The sequence below is a fragment of the Desulfofundulus sp. TPOSR genome, from assembly GCF_011393055.1.
GTDB lineage: Bacteria > Bacillota > Desulfotomaculia > Desulfotomaculales > Desulfovirgulaceae > Desulfofundulus > Desulfofundulus kuznetsovii.
The window spans coordinates 338,172-357,144 of record NZ_JAAOEF010000002.1; the positions used below are offsets into that span (position 1 = coordinate 338,172).

The following is an 18,973-nucleotide window of genomic DNA, read 5'->3' on the forward strand; positions in this document are numbered from 1 at the left end:
TCCTTAAAATCCCAGCAAACGCCAGAGCTCCTCATCCACCACGGGTTTTTCTTCGAGGTCGTGTTTTTTACGAAAGAAAACTACGGCTTCAGCCGTCTGAGGGCCAAAGATGCCGTCGGGCTTTTGGTTGTAATAACCCAGCCGCTTCAGGGTGCGCTGGACTTCCTGAACTGCCGTGCCGCAGCTTCCCTGGTAGAGTACGGGATACTGCGGCAAAAAGGGATTGCCCAGGACCAGTACCGGCGTGCCCTCGGAAACCCAATCATAGAGTTCCACCACGTGGGCGTTATGCATACGCACACAACCGGCACTGGCAAAAGTCCCAATGGACCAGGGGCTGTCCGTACCGTGGATGCCATAGGTGCCCTTGGGGATGTTCAGTCCCATCCAGCGGGGGCCCATGCCGGGGACGTATTCGTCCGATTTGTCTATAACTTTCCAGAGGCCTAAAGGGGTTTCCGAGCCCGGTTTGCCCAGGGCTACCGGGTATTGCCTGATGGGTTGTCCCCGGGAAAAAACGGTCATGGTCAGGGACCGGGTATCAACCAGGATAAAAAGATCATGCCCGGGGGAGGGGGTTGCCCCCTGTTCCGGCTTGGACAACATGGCCTGGCTAATGGTCTGCCAGGTGGACACGTCCGCCACGCCGGTGGGTCGAAGGCCATGATCCTTCTGGAAACGTTCCACGGCCTGGATGGTGGATTCATTATACAGGCCGTTAACCGGGCCCCTAAAGTAACCCAGGGAAGACAGGCATTGCTGCAGGTTGGCGATATCCCGTCCCTGATGGAAAGGAGTCGTCAGCCGGGGCTGTTCGTTACCGCCGCATTGATGTGCCCTGGCCAGGGCCGGAGCACTGGCAGGCCGGCAAAGCAAAAGGCAACATAAGATGAGCAAGCAGATTGATCGACGCATGCATATCACCGGGCAGGTAAAAGAGTCGTTGTTTATTTTTCCCCTTTTTTCTCCCCCCAAAACCGTAAAAGGCCGTTAAAGATTCCCTGGGCAATTTTTTTATACAGGGTGGGGTTGCGCAAAAGACCTTCCTCGACCCAGTTGGAAATGGCCACCGGTTCTACCGTAAGGCCGGGGATGAAACCTAAATGGTGCAGCTGCTGGTCCGGCTCTACCCCCCGCGAGGGGCGTTTGATTTTGCGCACTATTTCTTCCAGGGTAAACCGGGCGAGATAATCGCACCCCGGTGCCCTGGGGTTGTATTTTACCGCCGTCCCTTGAATGGAAGTGTCCGTACTGTGGTAGGTATGAAAGCTGATAAACACATCCGCGTTCATTTTTAGGGCGAGGTTGCAGCGCATCCACTGGGAAAGGGGATAATCCCCGGCGCGGGTGAGGTAAATTTGACTTTTCAGGGGTTTGAGCAGGTCTTGCAGGGCGGTGGCCATGGCCATGGTAACGTTTTTCTCCAGGAGATCGACGGGTCCCCTTCCTCCCGGATCATTACCCCCGTGGCCCGCGTCAATAACAAGTACCTTTGAAGAAAAAAGATTAAAAAGGTGGTCCCGGACAAAGTTGATTACTGTACGGTAAGGTATGCCCGGTTCACTTGCTATTTGCCAGGGGGAAGGGTGGTTGGTCTTGATTTCAAAGATCACGCCCTGCGGTTGCTCTCTAACCCTGATCCATTCAATCAACCCGTCATACACTTCAATTGTTTCGCAATACATATTGGCCCGGGCTCCCCGGGCAATGAGGGTGATGCCTGAAGGACTTTCTTTTGCATCGAACTGAAAAGAGGTGGTGGATTCAACTACTACCCGGGAGACGGGGCGGTTGGGGTTGTAGTGGACTTTGCTCCAGATGTTGGTGATGCGGCTGGCTGTCATGCCCTTACCCCCTTTAGGAAATGATACTTTTCCCTTTATCTGGGTTGAGGGGGGACTTTTCCCTCTCCGGCAAAATATCTGGCGATGCCGGCATAAAGGCACCAGGCCACCTTGCTCTGGTAAAGGGGATCCTGCAACAGGCGGTATTCCCTGGGGTTGGTGATAAAACCAATTTCTACAATCACCGTGGGCACCCGGGAATGGCGGAGGATGTAATAATCCCCGTGTAAGGGTACCCGGTGGTTGATTTTCAGCAGGCGGTTGAGTTCGTGCTGGATGGTCCTGGCCAAAGCTCCGCTCTCCTGCGAACTGGGTTTGGCAAAAGTTTGTGCCCCACACTGGGACGGATTGCCAAAACTGTTGATGTGGATGCTTACCATGGCATGGGCCGGTAAACTATTGGCCAGGGCCACCCGGCGGGCGAGATCCTGGCGCTTCCGTTTATACAGGCCGGTGAGCTCCGGGTCGGCCAGGTCGTGGTCCCCTTCCCGGGTCATGATTACCCTGGCTCCACCCTGGCGCAAATAAAGGGCCAGCTTTTGCCCTACGGCCAGGACCAGGTCCTTTTCCAGCACGTTGTTTTTCCCCACCACTCCGGGGTCCACACCCCCGTGCCCCGGATCGACTACGATCACCCGGCCGGCTAAGGCCCGGGAAAGGGCGCTGATGGATGCCTGGTGGCGGGCATTGACGATGGCGCGCAAACCCAGCCAGAGAATGAACAAAACCATGGCGGCGACCAGCACAATTTTAATTTTTTGTGTGGGCAGAACAATGAACTTAATATTTCCACCCCCCGGGCGGCTGGGGCACCCTGGTCAGGCTGCAGGTGATACAGTAAAATATATGGTAAACCACGGGAAGACTTTCATTATATTGTTTGGATTGTACACACGAATTTTGTCTTTCCAGACATTCGGGGGTGTGGGCCCAGGTGAAGTTATATAAGGTCAGGGCCGTGGTTCTGAAATCCGTAAACATCCAGGAGGCCGACCAGTTATTAACGTTGTTCTCCCGGGAGAAGGGAAAAATCCGGGTGATGGCCTACGGGGCGTGCAAGCCTACCAGCCGTAAGCGGGGGGCCGTGCAGCCCTTTTCCCATTCCCAGTTTCTCCTCCGCCGGGGCAACGGTCTGGATGCGGTGAGCCAGTGCGAGCTTTTAGAGATGTTTCCGGAACTGCGTTGCCGGCTGGATAAATTGGGCTATGCCGTTTATCTGGCCGAACTGGTGGACGGTATGACCGCCGAAGAAGAGCCCAGCGAGGCGGTTTTTGGGCTGCTGCTGGGAACACTGCGTGCCCTGGGCAGCGGAGACGGCGAGTTGTTGGCCCGGGCCTTTGAAATAAAACTGCTGTCCATTCTGGGTTACCGGCCCTGCCTGGAGAGGTGTGTCCTGTGCCGGGGTCCTATTAGTGCCGGCGAAGTGGTTTTTCATGCCGGTGCAGGGGGTGTGCTCTGTGCCTCATGTGCTGAGAGGGCTGAGGGTGGCCTGCCCTGTTGCCGGGGTACGGTGGAACTGCTGAGGCTTCTTTTGCGCTGGGATCCAGGCAGGCTCAACCAGCTGCAGGTGGGGAAGATTGCCCGCAGGGAGTTGAAGGAAGTGCTTCGCCGCCACATGGAGTACCATCTGGACCGGCGCATGAAATCCACGCGATTTCTGGAACTGCTGGAACATGTATAAATAGCCGGACTCCCGGGTTAAATATGGTTAATAATAAAAGAATCAGGGAGGATGGCTGTACATGAACAGCGAGCTGGAAAAAATTGATCTAATCAGGTCCCGGCTGGGGGTGGGTTACAAGGAGGCCAAGGAGGCACTGGATGCAGCCGGGGGCGATGTGGTACAGGCTCTCATTCGCCTGGAAGAAGAGAGGAAAAACATCACCGAAAAGCTCCAGGACCGGGGACAGGAATTTTTGGAGCACTTGAAGGATTTTTTTCACCGGAGCCAGGAAACTAAAATCAAGATAAAACAGGGGGAAAGGACGGTCATGGAACTACCGGCTTCCCTGGGGGCTCTGGGTCTGGTGGGGACCCTGGCCAGCAGCCAGCTGGCTGTTTTGGGAGCCCTGGGTGCAGTTACGGCCATGGCCAAAAATTATACCCTGGAAATTGAACGGCCCGGCCGGGGAGATCAGCAAAATGAGGGTCAGGGTGAACAATACGTAGAACCGGCGGGCCCTACGTAAGGGGAGGCCTGAAGAGATTCCGGCCTTCCCGTTGGAGGAGGAACCGGCCGCGGGGAATGGTGCGCCGGGGAAAAGCGTCCCCGTTGACTTTGCTCCGCCAATTTGGTAAATTAACATTGTTCAACAGAATATCCGGCGATGAGGGAAAGAGTAGCCGGGGGAGTTTTTACAGAGAGCCGGGAAGAGGTGGAAGCCCGGTAAAACGAACCCGTGTGAAGGGGGTTCCCGAGCGGCAGGAGGAAAGCCGCCGTGTCAGGTGGCGGTGAGTAAAGCCTGCACCAAAGGAGGGGGCCGCTTTTGTGGCGGCCAAACAGGGTGGAACCGCGGGAAGTGCCTCCCGTCCCTGGCCTAGTTTGCCCGGGCGGGAGGTTTAAATTTTTATAGTAATTCAGGGAGGAATGTATGCATGAACTTTCAAGAATTGATCCTGGCTTTAAACCGTTTCTGGGCCGATCAAAACTGCATCATCCAGCAGCCCTACGATGTGGAAAAGGGCGCCGGCACGATGAACCCGGCTACTTTCTTGCGGGTTTTAGGGCCCGAACCCTGGCGGGTGGCCTATGTGGAGCCTTCCCGCCGGCCCACCGACGGCCGCTACGGGGAAAATCCCAACCGGCTGCAGCATTACTACCAGTACCAGGTTATCCTGAAGCCCTCCCCCGATGATGTGGTGGAGGTATACCTGGACAGCCTGGCGGCCATAGGGATCAACCCCCGGGAGCACGATATCCGCTTTGTGGAAGACAACTGGGAGTCCCCCACCCTGGGTGCCTGGGGCCTGGGTTGGGAGGTATGGCTGGACGGTATGGAGATCACCCAGTTCACCTATTTCCAGCAATGCGGGGGCATGGACTGCCGCCCCGTTTCGGCGGAGATTACCTACGGTTTGGAACGGCTGGCCATGTTCATCCAGGGCAAGGATAATGTCTTTGACATCGAATGGGTCAACGGCCTGACTTACGGGGACGTACACCACCGGGGCGAGGTGGAACACTCCCGTTACAATTTTGAAGAGGCCGATACCAGGATGCTTTTTCAGCTATTTGATATATACGAAAGGGAGGCCCGGCGCATAGTAGAAAAGGGCCTGGTCCTGCCGGCCTACGATTATGTGCTCAAATGCTCCCATACCTTCAACCTCCTGGATGCCCGGGGCGCCATCAGCGTTACCGAACGCACTGCCTTCATTCACCGGGTACGCAGCCTGGCCCGGGCCTGTGCCGGGGCCTATGTGGCCCAGCGGGAAGAAATGGGTTATCCCCTTTTAAAGAAATAACCCTCAAAAACAATAACTAATAATCAAGGGAGGAAAGCCATGCATACCCAGGATTTCTTACTGGAAATTGGTATGGAGGAAATACCGGCCCGGTTTTTAAACCCGGCCCTGGAACAATTGAAGGAACTGGCAGCGAACCTGTTGCGGGAGAACCGGCTGCCCTTTGGTGAAATTAAGACCTATGGCACCCCCCGGCGCCTGGCCCTCTACGTCCACAACCTGGCCGGTATGCAGGAATCCCTGATCCAGGAGGTAAAAGGGCCGGCAGTTAAAGTGGCCTTCAATCCGGCCGGTGAGCCAACCCGGGCGGCCCTGGGTTTTGCGAAAAGCCAGGGGGTGGATGTTTCCCAGCTGGTGGTGAAAAACCTGGGCCCCGTGGAATATGTATTTGCAGTGAAGCGTCAGGAGGGCCGGCCTGCAACGGAAGTGCTGGCCGAGCTCTGCCCCTCTTTAATTGCCGGCTTGCATTTCCCCAAACCCATGCGCTGGGGATCTCTGGAGGTGCGTTTTGCCCGTCCCATTCGCTGGCTGGTGGCCCTCTACGGTGATCAGGTGATTGATTTCTCCTATGCCGGGCTCCGGTCCGGGCGGATTACCTGCGGGCACCGCTTTTTAAGCCAGGGTCTTCTGGAAATCCCCCATGCAAGCAAGTATTTCGAGGTTATGGAGCGGGGCCGGGTAGTTGTAGATCCTGAGCGGCGCCGGGAGATGATCTGGAACCAGGTGAAGGAGCTGGCAGCCGGGGCCGGCGGGCAGGTGGTGCCTGACGAAGAGCTGCTGACGGAAGTAACCAATCTGGTGGAATATCCCTTAGCCCTTTGCGGCAGCTTTGACGAGAGCTTTTTGCAATTGCCCGCCGAGGTGCTGGTAACGCCCATGCGGGAACACCAGCGTTATTTCCCCGTGCGGGATACCCGGGGTAAACTGCTGCCCCGCTTTATTGCCATCAGCAACGGCAATGAGGAGCACCTGGATACCGTCCGGGCCGGGAATGAAAAGGTGCTGCGGGCCCGTCTGGCCGATGCCGCTTTCTTCTGGAAGGAAGATCTGGCCACACCCCTGGCCCAACGGGTAGAGGCGTTAAAAAAGGTCGTCTGGCAGGAAAGTCTGGGTACGGTCTACGACAAGGTGGAACGCCTTATCGGCCTGTCCCGTTACCTGGCCCGTGTCTTTGCCGCCGGCGAAAAAGAAACGGAACAGGTGCTGCGGGCGGCATACCTGGCCAAGGCCGACCTGGTTACCAACATGGTCTACGAATTTCCCGAATTGCAGGGCGTCATGGGCCGGGAATACGCCCTGGCTTCCGGGGAGGATCCGGCGGTTGCCCGGGCCATTTACGAGCATTACCTGCCCCGTTTCTCCGGCGATGAGCTGCCGGTTAGTACCCCGGGACGGATATTGAGCCTGGCCGATAAAATGGACACCCTGGTTGGTTGTTTTGCCACCGGCATCGAGCCCACCGGTTCCCAGGATCCCTACGGCCTGCGCCGGCAGGCTCTGGGGATATGCCATATCTGCCTGGAGGGTGAACTGGTGCTTTCCTTGCGCGGTTTGATTGAGCAGGCCTACGAACAGTACCGCGGGCGAGTGGAACTGAAGCTGAGAAGGGAACAGGTTATATCCCACCTGATGGACTTCTTCGCCCAGCGCTTGAAAGGAATTTTTGCCGACCGGGGATTATCCTACGACACGGTGGAGGCGGTGTTGGCGGCCGGTTTTGATGATCTCACCGGCGCCTGGCAGCGCGCCCAGGCTGTGGAGGCGTTCCGGGACGAACCCCATTTTGAAGCGGTGCTCACGGCCTTTACCCGCGCCCATAATTTGTCCCGCAGGCACGGTTCCACCACGGTGGACCCGGCTGTCCTCGTGCACCCGGCAGAAGTAGCCCTGTACAGGAAATTAAAAGAAGTACAGGGAGAGGTTGCCCGCAACCTGGCCGCCCGGGATTACCGGGGTGCGTTGGCGGCCATGGCTTCTTTGCGGCCGGGAGTAGATCAGTTTTTTGATGCCGTCATGGTCATGGTGGATGATGAGAAAATCCGGAACAACCGTCTCAGCCTGCTTAAAGGAGTGGCCACCCTGGCCCTGGGTGTGGCCGATCTGAGCAAACTGGTTGCCGCACCGGGGGACAAATTGTATACATGAATTTTGGGTTTGATGCAGGAGGAAAATCTAAGACGAATATATAATATTATATAACATTGCTTTAAGTGGGCCGATTAGTATAACATAATTGCTCTTTTAAGGGGCGATGAAATTGGAACTTTCCAAACGACAGGAAGCCATTCTGGAGATTGTCAAAAAGGAAGGTCCCATTACCGGTGAGCAGATTGCCGAGCGCCTCTCCCTCACCCGGGCCACTTTGCGTCCCGACATGGCTATTTTGACCATGGCCGGGCTTCTGGAGGCCCGCCCCCGGGTGGGCTACTATTACAGCGGCAAGACCCCGAACAAGGTGATTGCTGAAAAGCTTCACCGCATCAAGGTGGGAGAAGTAAAGTCCATACCTGTGGTTGTTTCGGAGCATTGTTCGGTATACGATGCGGTGGTCACCATGTTCATTGAGGACGTGGGGACACTGATTGTGGTCCGGGAGGGAGGGATTTTGGAAGGGGTTATCTCGCGGAAGGATCTGTTGAAGATCACCCTGGGGGGGCAGGATATCCATAAATTACCCGTGGGTGTGGTAATGACCCGCATGCCCAATGTTATTACCGTGGGTCCTGATGATTCGGTCTGGTTGGCAGCCAAGAAACTAATTACCCACGAAGTGGATGCCCTGCCCGTGGTACGTCCGGTTGAGGGGGGCGACAAAAACAAGGACCTGGAAGTTATCGGTCGCCTGAGCAAGACTAATATTACTCGCCTCTTTGTTGAGCTGGGAGAAGGAAACTAAGGGGGAGGTAACCATTACCACGACCAGTAATACACACCCGGTGATTTACATCATCTCCGATTCCATTGGTGAAACGGCGGAGTTGGTGGCCCGGGCGGCGGCCAGCCAGTTCAACTCCGGTGTAGGGGATATCCACCGGGTACCCTTTGTGCATGATGTGGAAGAAATTGTCGAAATTGTACAGGAAGCCAGTACCAGGCCCAGTGTCATAGCTTATACCCTGGTTGTTCCGGAGTTGCGGGAAGCTTTGGAAAGGGAAGCGTGCAAGTACAACATACCTACTGTGGACATACTGACCCCCATGCTGGATGCCTTGACCCGGGTAGGGGGTCTAAGACCGAAATTAGAACCCGGCCTGGTCCGCCGTATCGACGATGATTATTTCCGTAAAGTGGAGGCAGTGGAATTTGCCGTAAAGTACGATGACGGTAAAGATCCCCGGGGAATTTTGCGGGCGGACGTGGTGGTGATTGGCGTCAGCCGGACTTCTAAAACTCCCTTGTGCATGTACCTGGCCCACAAGGCCATAAAGGCGGCCAATGTTCCCCTGGTGCCGGAGGTGGCGCCACCGGAAGAAATCTTTAAATTGCCGCCTCACCGGGTAATCGGTTTAACCATCCAACCCCAGCAGCTAAATGAAATCCGTCGGGAACGTCTGAAAGCTCTGGGGCTTGCTTCCAAGGCAAATTACGCCAGCATGGAACGCATACTGCAGGAACTGGAGTACGCGGAAGAAATCATGCGCCGGGTAAAATGTTCGGTCATTGACGTTACCAACAAGGCGGTAGAGGAAACGGCCAGCCGCGTGCTGGAAATTTATTACAGGGGGGAAAGGCATGTCAAGTAAAAAGTATGTCTACCTGTTTGAAGAGGGCCGCGCGGACATGAAAAATCTGCTCGGCGGCAAAGGGGCAAATTTGGCAGAGATGACCAATATAGGCCTGCCTGTCCCGCCCGGCATGATTATTACTACGGAGGCCTGTAAGGAGTTTTACGTTAATGACCGGCGGTTTCCTCCCGGGATGGAGGAACAGGTGCGGGAAAAGATGCGTGTGCTGGAGGAAAAAACGGGCAAGCGGTTTGGCGACCCCGCCAATCCCTTGCTGGTGAGCGTGCGCTCCGGTGCTCCAGTATCCATGCCCGGGATGATGGATACAGTGCTCAATCTGGGGTTAAACGATGAAACGGCGGAAGGCCTGGGCCGGGTTGCCAACCGCCGCTTTGCCTTTGACTGCTACCGCCGTTTCCTAAATATGTTTGGTGATGTGGTTCTGGGCATTGAACATACCAAGTTCGAACGGATCCTGGAAAGATACAAGGAGCGCCGGGGGGTGACCCTGGACCAGGAATTGCCGGCCGAAGATCTGGAACAGGTGGTCGCGGAGTACAGGGCCTTAATCGAACGGGAGACCGGTCGACCCTTCCCCCAGGACCCCATGGAGCAGCTTTTCATGGCCATTTATGCCGTATTTAACTCCTGGAACAACGATCGGGCTATCGTTTACCGCAAGATCAACAAAATTCCCGATGACCTGGGTACTGCCGTTAACATCCAGGTGATGGTCTTTGGCAACCTGGGGGATGATTGCGGTACCGGGGTAGCCTTTACCCGGGATCCGGCCACCGGTGCCCGGGAGCTTTACGGGGAATACTTGATTAATGCCCAGGGCGAAGACGTGGTGGCGGGCATCCGGACACCGCGGCCAATTTCCGATTTAAAGGAAGAAATGCCCGATGTTTACCAGCAGTTTGCCTCCATATGCGAGCGCCTGGAAAAACATTACCGGAACATGCAGGACATTGAGTTTACCATTGAACGGGGAAAACTGTACATTCTGCAGACCCGCACCGGTAAGCGCACCGCCCAGGCGGCCGTGAAAATTGCCGTGGATATGGTCCATGAGGGATTGATCAGCAAAGAAGAGGCCGTCATGCGCGTTGAGCCCGCCCAGCTGGATCAGCTGCTGCACCGCCGTATCGATCCCCGGGGCAGCGTAAAGGTTATTGCCAAAGGTCTGCCTGCTTCCCCTGGTGCGGCCAGCGGCAAGGTTGTATTTGACGCCGATGAGGCTGAAATGCTGGGCAATGAGGGTGAAAAAATCATCCTGGTTCGTACGGAAACCACCCCCGACGACATCCACGGCATCGTTGCCGCTCAGGGGGTGCTCACCTCCCGGGGTGGAATGACCAGCCATGCGGCAGTAGTGGCCCGCGGGATGGGCAAGCCCTGCGTTTGCGGCTGTGAGGCCATACGCATTGATTACGAGGCCGGCGAGTTTCGCGTCAATGACCTGGTGGTCAAAAAAGGAGATGTCATTTCCATTGACGGATCTACCGGCCAGGTAATTCTCGGGGAGGTGCCGCTGATCGATCCCGAGCTATCCCCCGAATTTCTTGAGCTGCTGCAGTGGGCCGATGAGATCCGCACCCTGGGCGTAAGGGCCAATGCCGACACTCCGGAAGATGCGGCTAAAGCCCGGGCCTTTGGGGCCGAAGGTATCGGTCTGACCCGCACGGAACACATGTTCATGGCCCCGGACCGTCTGCCCATAGTGCAGGAGATGATCCTGGCCACCACCACCCAGGAGCGGCAGGCCGCCCTGGATAAGCTTTTGCCCATGCAGCAGGGGGATTTCTACGGGATTTTGAAGGCCATGGAGGGTTTGCCGGTTACCATCCGCCTGCTGGATCCCCCCTTGCATGAATTTTTGCCCAACGCGGAAGAACTGGCCGTGGAAATTACCCGCCTGCGCCTCACCGGTGGCGATGAAGAAGAACTGCGGAAGAAAGAGGAGTTGCTGAAAAAGGTAAGGGTGCTGGCGGAATTCAACCCCATGCTGGGTCACCGGGGCTGCCGTCTGGGCATAACCTTCCCGGAAGTTTATGCCATGCAGGCCAGGGCCATTTTCCAGGCTACGGCCCAGCTGGTAAGAGAGGGCGTAAAGGTGTTCCCGGAAGTAGAAATTCCCCTGGTTGGCGAGGTCAGGGAGCTGGCTTTGCTTCGCCAGCTGGTTGACGAAGTAGCTGAACAGGTAATGAAGGAAACAGGTGTGGAATTTGAGTACAGCGTGGGGACGATGATAGAAATACCCCGCGCGGCCCTGCTGGCTGATGAAATTGCCCGGGAAGCCGATTTCTTCTCCTTTGGCACCAATGACCTGACCCAAACCACCTTTGGTTTTTCCCGGGATGATGCCGAGGGCAAATTCCTGCACGAGTATGTGGAGAAGAAGATCCTGCCGGAAAACCCCTTCATCGTTCTGGACCAGGCCGGCGTGGGCAAATTGATGAAAATGTGCGTGGCTTTGGGCCGCCAGACCAAACCCGATCTGGTCATCGGTATTTGCGGCGAGCACGGCGGGGAGCCCGGTTCCATTGAGTTTTGCCACCGCATCGGGTTGAACTATGTCAGCTGTTCCCCCTTCCGGGTCCCCATTGCCCGCCTGGCCGCAGCCCAGGCCAGGGTAAAGAACGGTTAAAAGTAGCGCTTGAGAACTGTAGTGAGGAGGGCGGTCGGTGTTTCGGAAGGAGCGTCTTCCGTGATGAGTTAACCGGCCGCCCAGGGTCATTTCTGACGATACTGCACCCTCCCTTTGGGAGGGTTAATAATTTTGGGGGGGGTTGATTACAGGAAAAAGGCGACAAAAAGAGAAAGATTAAAGCGGTTATCGTTTAGGGGAAAGGGGACCTAATATGGATGGTGAAACCGCATCGCTAGACCGGCTGATTTTAGATGCTTTACCCTGTCCGGTGCTGGTTGTTGACACCGGGGGAATCCTGATTTATCTCAACAGCGCTTCCGAGGGGGAACTGGGGGTTAAAAAAGAAGAGGTTATTTCCCGTTCCTTGATTGAAACCCTTTACCAGGGGAGAAAATTTGACCGCAAGGGGAGGTATTCCAGCGCTTTAATTGAGACGCTGGAAACGGGCTGCGAGTTTTCTTTGCGTGTGGAAGAAATAAAAACCACGTTGCATGTTCTGCCGAAAGTTTTCCTGGTTGATACTTCTCTCCTGCGGAACCGGGATGGAGGGGTGGCGGGAGTCTGTGCCGTCTACCACAATTTCCTCCGGGACCGGAGGCTGTTAAAGGAAACGGTAATGAACCGCCTGACCACCGTCTCCGAACAGTTTGAAACCATCTATGCCTTCGCCGAAGCCATTGGGGCCCGGGATCAATACACCATGGGGCACAGTGAAAAGGTGGCTGAATATGCCCGTCTGACTGCGGAGGCCCTTGGGCTTGATGAAAAAGAGGTTGATCTGGCTTACATATGCGGTATCGTGCATGACGTAGGTAAAATCGGCGTGCCGGAAAATATTCTCAACAAGCCAGGGTCCCTAACAACGGATGAATTTAAGCAGATTACCTCCCATCCGGAAAAGGGGGCCACTATTTTATCCCATATCAGCTGGTTGGAGGATGTGGTTCCGGTAGTGCTGGCCCACCATGAACGCTATGATGGCCGGGGTTACCCGCGGGGGTTGCGGGGTGAAGAAATTCCCCTGCTCAGCCGGATTCTGGCCGTAGCTGACGCCTTTGATGCCATGACCTCGGATCGCAGCTATCGCAAGGCATTGCCGGTGCCGGTGGCCATCAACGAATTAAAGCGCAACGCCGGGGGCCAATTTGACCCCCGGGTAGTCGAGGCTTTTATGCGCATTTTGGGCGAGTATAAGGGCGGGGAAGAGGAGGGAGGGAATGGGTAAAACCATGCGGCTTTTCTGGGCTGTAAACCTTCCCGACACAATTAAAGAGCGGCTTTGGGAGATCCAAAGGCAGTTGCAAGGAACCGGGGCTGATGCCAAGTGGGTGGAAAGGGAAAACCTGCATTTAACTATCCACTTTCTGGGTGAAGTGGAGATTGCCATGATCAATGCCCTCATTTCCGCGGCCCAAAGGGTGTTGCTTACCCAAAAGACTTTTTCCGTGCAGTTGGGTGGTTTGGGCGTGTTCCCGGACCCCCGGCGTCCCCGGGTTCTCTGGACCGGTGTCACCGGCGGAGGGGACGAGTTGCGGGAAATCCACCGGTTGGTGGGCGAGGCCATGGTGCCTTTCGGGATACCTTTGCCGGGTCGACCCTTTTCTCCCCACTTAACGCTGGCCAGGTTGCGTTCTCCCCGGGGGGTGCCGGAATTGATGGTGCGGGTGCGTGAACTTGGCGATGCCTGCACTCACCTTGGAACGGTTCAAGTGTCTTCGGTAGATTTGATGCAGAGCGAGCTTACCCGCGGCGGCCCTATATATACCTTGATGACTCAAATTCGCCTGGAAGCCCGTTAAAGGTCTAAATTTGTTTGGCAAGGCATATTTTTTTAAAAATCTCAAGGAAGGAAATTTGTTTTTTCAGGTATAATAATTTAGTTTAAGTCCTTGAAGAGAGGGTATGAAGATGCTGGTTTTAGCTATTAACGGTAGTCCTCGCCGGGCGGGCAGTACCGCCCAGATGTTGCTGGCCACCAGGGAAGTAGTAGAAGCGGCGGGTGCAAAATTCGTCTTTTGCCAGGTGTCCGAGGTTCTGGCGGAATTAAAGGTCCCCTATTGTGCCGTCTGCTCCGATCCCTGTGCGGGGAAGTGCTTTTCCGGAACCCGTTTGGAGGACGTGTTTAATTTAATGCGCCAGGCCGATGGCATCATTATGGGCAGTCCCGTATATTTCAGTACCGTATCCTCCCACCTGAAGGCCTTTTGGGACCGTACCCGTCTTTTGCGCCGGGAGAAAGCTCTTTTAAATGTTGTCGGGGGGGCATTAACCGTAGGCGGTGCCCGTTTTGGCGGTCAGGAAACCGCCTTGCGGGCCATGCACGACATGATGCTTTGCCAGGGAATGACCGTGGTGGGGGACGGCTACCTGGAGGATGATGCGGGGCATCAAGGGGCCTGTGCCCAGGAACCCGCCAGCGAGGATGCTCTGGGATTGCAGCGGGCGCGAATACTGGCCCGGCGGGTGGTGGAAGTAGCCCTGGCTACCCGGGGTCTGCGTGATAGGTCCCGGGTAACAGGCGGGTAGAAACTTCATGCCCCCGGTTTTGCCCGTGGCTCCGGGGGTTTTTCATCGGGGTGATAAAGGTGAACATTCGGGAACGCACGGAAAGGTTGGAGGAACAACAGTTATCTCCCTACGCCTGTTGCAGTTCGTCCAGTGCCGGTCGCCTGTACCCCGAGGAACCCTGTCAGGTGCGTACGGCTTTTCAACGGGACCGGGACCGGATCATCCATTCCAAAAGTTTTCGTCGTTTAAAGGGCAAAACCCAGGTTTTTATCATTCCCGAAGGGGATCACTACCGTACCCGGCTTACCCATACCCTCGAAGTGGCTCAAATTTCCCGCACGGTGGCCAAAGCACTGCGTCTGAATGAAGACCTTACCGAGGCCATTGCCCTGGGCCATGACCTGGGGCATACCCCTTTTGGTCATATCGGGGAAGAAGCTTTAAATGAGGTTTTCCCTCCCGGGTTTCGTCACAACGAGCAGAGTTTGCGGATCGTGGATGAACTGGAAGGGGGTAGGGGTTTAAACCTTACCCGGGAAGTCCGGGACGGGATTTTAAACCACACCGGTCCGGTAAGGCCGCTTACCCTGGAAGGCCAGGTGGTAAAAATTTGTGACCGCGTGGCCTATATTAACCATGATATTGACGACGCCATCCGGGGTGGCATTCTTACCCTGGAGGATCTGCCTAAGCCCTGCCTGGACGTTCTAGGACGCACGCACCGGGAACGTATTAACACCATGGTGCTGGACCTGATCAACAACAGCTGGGAAAGACCGGTGATCTCCATGAGCCCTGAAGTCCAGCAGGCCACAGATGAGTTGCGCTCTTTCCTTTTTGCCCACGTTTACATTGGTTCAGAGGCGAAAAGAGAGGAATCCAAGGCAAAAAACGTGGTCCAGTACCTTTATATTTACTTCACCAAGCATCCGGAAACGCTGCCTCCGGAACAACTCAAGAGGGTTGATGAGATGGGGGTGGAAAGGGTTGTTTGTGATTACATTGCGGGCATGACCGACCATTTCGCCATTACCCAATTTTCCCGTCTCTTTATTCCCCGGGCCTTTCCCACGCCGGGATAGGTTAACGGAAGGATAGAAAAATTGTCGAAGGTCTGGGGAGGAAAATCTATAGTGATAGCGAATACCTCATTCACAGAGGGACGTGACGCCCCTGGGCTGGATGTGGAAGGGTGGTTCCCATGGGTGGCCTGATCCCTGCCGATGTCGTGGAATCCGTCCGCCTGGCAACTGATATTGTGCAGCTAATCGGTGAGTATGTTCGCCTGGAGAAGAAAGGTAAAAACTATGTTGGTAGTTGTCCCTTTCACCAGGAGAGGGATCCGTCCTTTACGGTCAGCCCCGACAAACAGATCTTTTACTGTTTTGGCTGCGGCACTGGGGGCAACGTCTTTAAATTTTTAATGCTTCAAGAGAACCTGACTTTTCCAGAGGCGGTATACAGGTTGGCGGACCGGGCCGGCATAACAGTACCGCGTCCTGGCGGGCCCCGGGAGGGGTCGCGGGCCTGGCTGGAGGAGCAGGCCTGGGAAATTAACGCCATGGTGCGGGATTTTTATCACCACTTTCTCATCCACCGGCCGGAGGCGAGGGAAGCCCGCAGCTATCTGGAAAGGCGGGGGGTGTCCCGGCATACCCAGGGGATTTTTCAACTGGGTTATGCTCCTCCCGGATGGGATACCCTGTTGCAGTTTCTTGCCTCCCGCAACTGCCCTTCCCACCGGGCGGTGGAACTGGGTCTTTTGATCAGGGGGGAGCGGGGAAAGCTTTACGACCGGTTTAGAAACCGCCTGATCTTTCCCATTTGCAATGCCCAGGGGCGGGTGGTGGGCTTCGGGGGCCGGGTACTGGATGACAGCCAGCCCAAGTACCTGAATACCCCGGAGACCATAGTATTTAATAAGGGGCAGCTGCTTTTCGGCCTGCATCTGGCCCGGGCAGCCATCCGGGAACAAGGTTATGCCATCATTATGGAAGGCTATATGGATGTGATTACCGCTCACCAACACGGCATTCACAATGCGGTGGCTTCCCTGGGGACCAGCCTCACTGCAGAGCAGGGCCATCTTCTGTCCCGTTACACCAAAGATGTGGTCATTGCTTATGACGCTGATACGGCTGGCGTTGCTGCCACCATCCGGGGGCTGGATCTTCTGCAACAGCTTGGATTTCGCGTGCGGGTGGTCACCATTCCCGAGGGTAAAGACCCGGATGAATATATCAGGCAGCATGGAAGGGAGAAGTGGCAGCAACTGGTGGAGACGGCGACCTCCCTGCTGGACTACAAGCTAAGCCGGGCGGCGGAAAAAGGTGGTGATACCGCTTCCCTGTTGGCCCAGGTTCTACCAAACCTGGCTGCCATGCCTGGGGAAGTGGAACGGGAAGAGGGTATTAAGCGGGTGGCTGCCCGTTTAAGCTTAAGCTGGGAAGCGGTGAGAGATGCTTTACAGCGATTTAGTAGAAACTCGGGAAAAAAATGGCCAAATCCGGATAAAATTGCTAAAAATAAGCATAATATAATAGCAAGCGCCCGAAATAAAGCGGAATTGCTCCTTGTCCAGCTGTTGTTGCATTATCCCGGGTATGTGCAGGAGGTTCGCCGGCAACTGGGCGAATCCTTCCCCAGGGACCCTGGTTTACGCCAGATTTACCAGTTTATCTGCCGTGAGGGGGAAGCGGTTCGGGTTGATCCGGCTGCGTGGATGCATGAATTGGATGAAGAAGAACAACACTTATTAAGCCAATTGCTCATGGAAAAAATACCCGGGGATGACCCGGTTAAAATAATTCCCGATCTTGTCTGTACCATTCAAAGAAATAATATACAGGAAAAAAGGGAAAGACTGGTACAGGAACTGGCTGAAGCCGAAAGGATTGGCGATCAGGGGCGTGTAGCCCGGATTTTAAGTGACCTGCAAAGTCTGTTACAGACCGGCAAACCCTTGTTGGAAAGGGGGAATGAGCAAATTGGGGGACGAATTGAGCAAACTTGAATGTGTCAGGGAATTAATCGAAAAGGGTAAAAAAAGGGGCGTCCTCACCTACAGTGAGATTATGGATACCCTGCAGGGTATTGATTTAACGCCGGAACAAATTGACGATATCTATGAAAAATTAGCCGGTATGGGTATCGAAGTGGTGCCGGAAATCCCGGACCTGGAACCTATAGATGACGCCGTTATGGAGCCGCCAGCAGAAGAGGATGTGGACCTTTCCATTCCCGAGGGGGTCGCCATAGACGATCCCGTAAGGATGTACTTGAAAGAGATCGGGCGCATTCCCCTGTTGACCCCGGAAGAAGAAATCGAATTGGCCAAACGCATGGAGCAGGGAGATGAGGAAGCGAAACGACGTTTGGCGGAAGCCAACCTGCGTTTAGTGGTCAGCATAGCCAAGCGTTACGTAGGCCGGGGTATGCTCTTTTTAGATCTGATCCAGGAAGGCAACCTGGGACTGATCAAGGCGGTAGAAAAATTTGACTATCGCAAGGGATATAAGTTCAGCACTTATGCCACGTGGTGGATCCGGCAGGCCATCACGCGGGCCATCGCCGATCAGGCCAGGACCATCCGGATACCGGTCCACATGGTGGAAACCATCAACAAGCTGATCCGGGTTTCCCGCCAGCTTTTGCAGGAACTGGGCCGGGAGCCAACCCCGGAGGAAATCGCCAAGGAGATGGGCATTTCCGAGGAAAAGGTGCGGGAGATCATGAAAATAGCCCAGGAACCCGTTTCCCTGGAAACGCCTATTGGGGAGGAAGAAGATTCTCACCTGGGGGATTTCATCGAGGACCAGGACGCCCGGGCGCCGGCGGAAGAGGCCTCTTATACTCTCTTGCGGGAGCAACTGGAGGAGGTTCTGAAAACCCTCACCGACCGGGAACAAAAGGTGCTGCGCCTGCGCTTTGGGCTGGACGACGGCCGCGCCCGTACTTTGGAGGAAGTGGGTCAGAAGTTTGGGGTGACCCGGGAACGGATCCGGCAAATTGAGGCGAAAACTCTGCGCAAGCTGCGGCATCCCAGCCGCAGCAAGAAGCTTAAAGACTACTTAGATTAAACCACCAGCCCCGGTATAATTTTTCTCCACAAAGCCATTGACCGGGGCTGTGTTTTTATGTATAATCATTTATGCACCGTTCTCCAGTCTCACATCTCATATCTTAATTTGTGGGCCTATAGCTCAATTGGTAGAGCATCCGGCTCATAACCGGCTGGCTCCAGGTTCGAGTCCTGGTGGGCCCACCAAAATGGAAGTCGGAGGTCGGAAGTTGGAGGTCAGAGATTATCATTGATTTTGAAGCCATTTTTTGGGTATGAAAGATATAGTCGGCAATTATTTCTGACTTCTGACTTCCGACGACTGACGACCGTTTTACGGCCCCATGGTCAAGTGGTCTAAGACACCGCCCTTTCACGGCGGTAACGCGGGTTCGAATCCCGCTGGGGTCACCATACGGGCGATTAGCTCAGCTGGGAGAGCACATGCCTTACAAGCATGGGGTCGGCGGTTCAAATCCGTCATCGCCCACCAGTGAAATCAAGGCCTCCCTGAATGGGAGGCTTTCTCTATAGAAGATAGCTGGATAGATTGCGAAAAGGCAAATTGCACACTTTCGCACACCGGTAAAACCAGGGTCCCCTTGAATAAGGGGGCTCTTTTTTTTCTTTCTAGCGCTTTAAATCTCTCAAGAATATTAAGTAAAAATTTTTTGTCATAACAGCAGGAAAAAACAAATATTTGTCTAAATGATAACTC

At 55.2% G+C, this 18,973-nt stretch carries 16 protein-coding genes and 3 tRNA genes; 16 read left to right on the forward strand and 3 right to left on the reverse strand.

Annotation, left to right across the window (positions count from 1 at the left end; all coding sequences use genetic code 11):
• Nucleotides 1-3: 3 nt before the first annotated feature.
• Genes G7K71_RS10195 through G7K71_RS10205 form a run of 3 tightly spaced genes read right to left on the reverse strand, consistent with a single transcriptional unit; the run spans nt 4 to nt 2,575 of the window.
• Nucleotides 4-915 carry a peptidoglycan-binding protein gene (locus G7K71_RS10195; RefSeq protein ID WP_166345946.1) on the reverse strand — a complete coding sequence of 304 codons (912 nt, stop codon included), beginning with the start codon at nt 913-915 and terminating at the stop codon, nt 4-6.
• Between the two features lie 32 nt (nt 916-947).
• Nucleotides 948-1,844, reverse strand: a complete 897-nt coding sequence (locus G7K71_RS10200; RefSeq protein ID WP_166345949.1) for an N-acetylmuramoyl-L-alanine amidase — start codon at nt 1,842-1,844, stop codon at nt 948-950.
• 35 nt (nt 1,845-1,879) lie between these two features.
• Nucleotides 1,880-2,575, reverse strand: coding sequence for an N-acetylmuramoyl-L-alanine amidase (locus tag G7K71_RS10205; RefSeq protein ID WP_166345952.1), 696 nt, complete (start codon nt 2,573-2,575; stop codon nt 1,880-1,882).
• A gap of 203 nt (nt 2,576-2,778) precedes the next feature.
• Between G7K71_RS10205 and recO the strand changes: the two genes are divergently transcribed.
• The 16 genes from recO (at nt 2,779) to G7K71_RS10285 (ending at nt 18,748) form a co-directional block, all read left to right on the forward strand.
• Nucleotides 2,779-3,525, forward strand: coding sequence for a DNA repair protein RecO (gene recO / locus G7K71_RS10210; RefSeq protein ID WP_166345955.1), 747 nt, complete (start codon nt 2,779-2,781; stop codon nt 3,523-3,525).
• 61 nt (nt 3,526-3,586) lie between these two features.
• Complete coding sequence (locus G7K71_RS10215; RefSeq protein WP_013823655.1) at nt 3,587-4,033, forward strand: DUF4342 domain-containing protein; 447 nt, start codon at nt 3,587-3,589, stop codon at nt 4,031-4,033.
• Nucleotides 4,034-4,439: 406 nt separating this feature from the next.
• Nucleotides 4,440-5,309: a glycine--tRNA ligase subunit alpha gene (glyQ, locus tag G7K71_RS10220; RefSeq protein ID WP_166345958.1), complete on the forward strand. Its 870-nt coding sequence runs from the start codon at nt 4,440-4,442 to the stop codon at nt 5,307-5,309.
• Nucleotides 5,310-5,348: 39 nt separating this feature from the next.
• The gene (gene glyS, locus G7K71_RS10225) at nt 5,349-7,454 is read left to right on the forward strand and encodes a glycine--tRNA ligase subunit beta (protein ID WP_166345961.1); all 2,106 of its coding nucleotides are present in this window, start codon (nt 5,349-5,351) and stop codon (nt 7,452-7,454) included.
• 112 nt (nt 7,455-7,566) lie between these two features.
• Nucleotides 7,567-8,205 carry a helix-turn-helix transcriptional regulator gene (locus tag G7K71_RS10230; RefSeq protein ID WP_166345964.1) on the forward strand — a complete coding sequence of 213 codons (639 nt, stop codon included), beginning with the start codon at nt 7,567-7,569 and terminating at the stop codon, nt 8,203-8,205.
• 40 nt (nt 8,206-8,245) lie between these two features.
• Nucleotides 8,246-9,052 carry a pyruvate, water dikinase regulatory protein gene (locus tag G7K71_RS10235; RefSeq protein ID WP_313884955.1) on the forward strand — a complete coding sequence of 269 codons (807 nt, stop codon included), beginning with the start codon at nt 8,246-8,248 and terminating at the stop codon, nt 9,050-9,052.
• Nucleotides 9,042-11,684 carry a pyruvate, phosphate dikinase gene (gene ppdK / locus G7K71_RS10240; protein WP_166345967.1) on the forward strand — a complete coding sequence of 881 codons (2,643 nt, stop codon included), beginning with the start codon at nt 9,042-9,044 and terminating at the stop codon, nt 11,682-11,684. Before G7K71_RS10235 ends, ppdK begins: the two co-directional genes overlap by 11 nt.
• A 214-nt stretch (nt 11,685-11,898) precedes the next feature.
• Nucleotides 11,899-12,912, forward strand: coding sequence for an HD domain-containing phosphohydrolase (locus G7K71_RS10245; protein ID WP_166345970.1), 1,014 nt, complete (start codon nt 11,899-11,901; stop codon nt 12,910-12,912).
• On the forward strand, nt 12,905-13,486 hold the full coding sequence (gene thpR / locus G7K71_RS10250) for an RNA 2',3'-cyclic phosphodiesterase (RefSeq protein WP_166345973.1): 582 nt from the start codon (nt 12,905-12,907) through the stop codon (nt 13,484-13,486). Before G7K71_RS10245 ends, thpR begins: the two co-directional genes overlap by 8 nt.
• 109 nt (nt 13,487-13,595) lie before the next feature.
• A complete protein-coding gene (locus G7K71_RS10255; protein ID WP_166345976.1) occupies nt 13,596-14,213 on the forward strand; it encodes a flavodoxin family protein in 618 nt (205 codons plus the stop codon).
• 59 nt (nt 14,214-14,272) lie between these two features.
• Nucleotides 14,273-15,277, forward strand: coding sequence for a deoxyguanosinetriphosphate triphosphohydrolase (locus G7K71_RS10260; RefSeq protein WP_166345979.1), 1,005 nt, complete (start codon nt 14,273-14,275; stop codon nt 15,275-15,277).
• 119 nt (nt 15,278-15,396) lie between these two features.
• Complete coding sequence (dnaG, locus tag G7K71_RS10265) at nt 15,397-17,208, forward strand: DNA primase (RefSeq protein WP_166345982.1); 1,812 nt, start codon at nt 15,397-15,399, stop codon at nt 17,206-17,208.
• Nucleotides 17,174-18,274: an RNA polymerase sigma factor RpoD gene (rpoD, locus tag G7K71_RS10270; protein WP_207543829.1), complete on the forward strand. Its 1,101-nt coding sequence runs from the start codon at nt 17,174-17,176 to the stop codon at nt 18,272-18,274. The genes dnaG and rpoD overlap by 35 nt, the downstream gene beginning before the upstream one ends.
• A gap of 112 nt (nt 18,275-18,386) precedes the next feature.
• Nucleotides 18,387-18,462 (forward strand) — tRNA-Ile (locus G7K71_RS10275).
• A 131-nt stretch (nt 18,463-18,593) separates the two neighbouring features.
• A tRNA-Glu gene (locus tag G7K71_RS10280) sits at nt 18,594-18,669 on the forward strand.
• Nucleotides 18,670-18,672: 3 nt separating this feature from the next.
• Nucleotides 18,673-18,748 (forward strand) — tRNA-Val (locus G7K71_RS10285).
• The last annotated feature ends 225 nt before the right edge of the window (nt 18,749-18,973 follow it).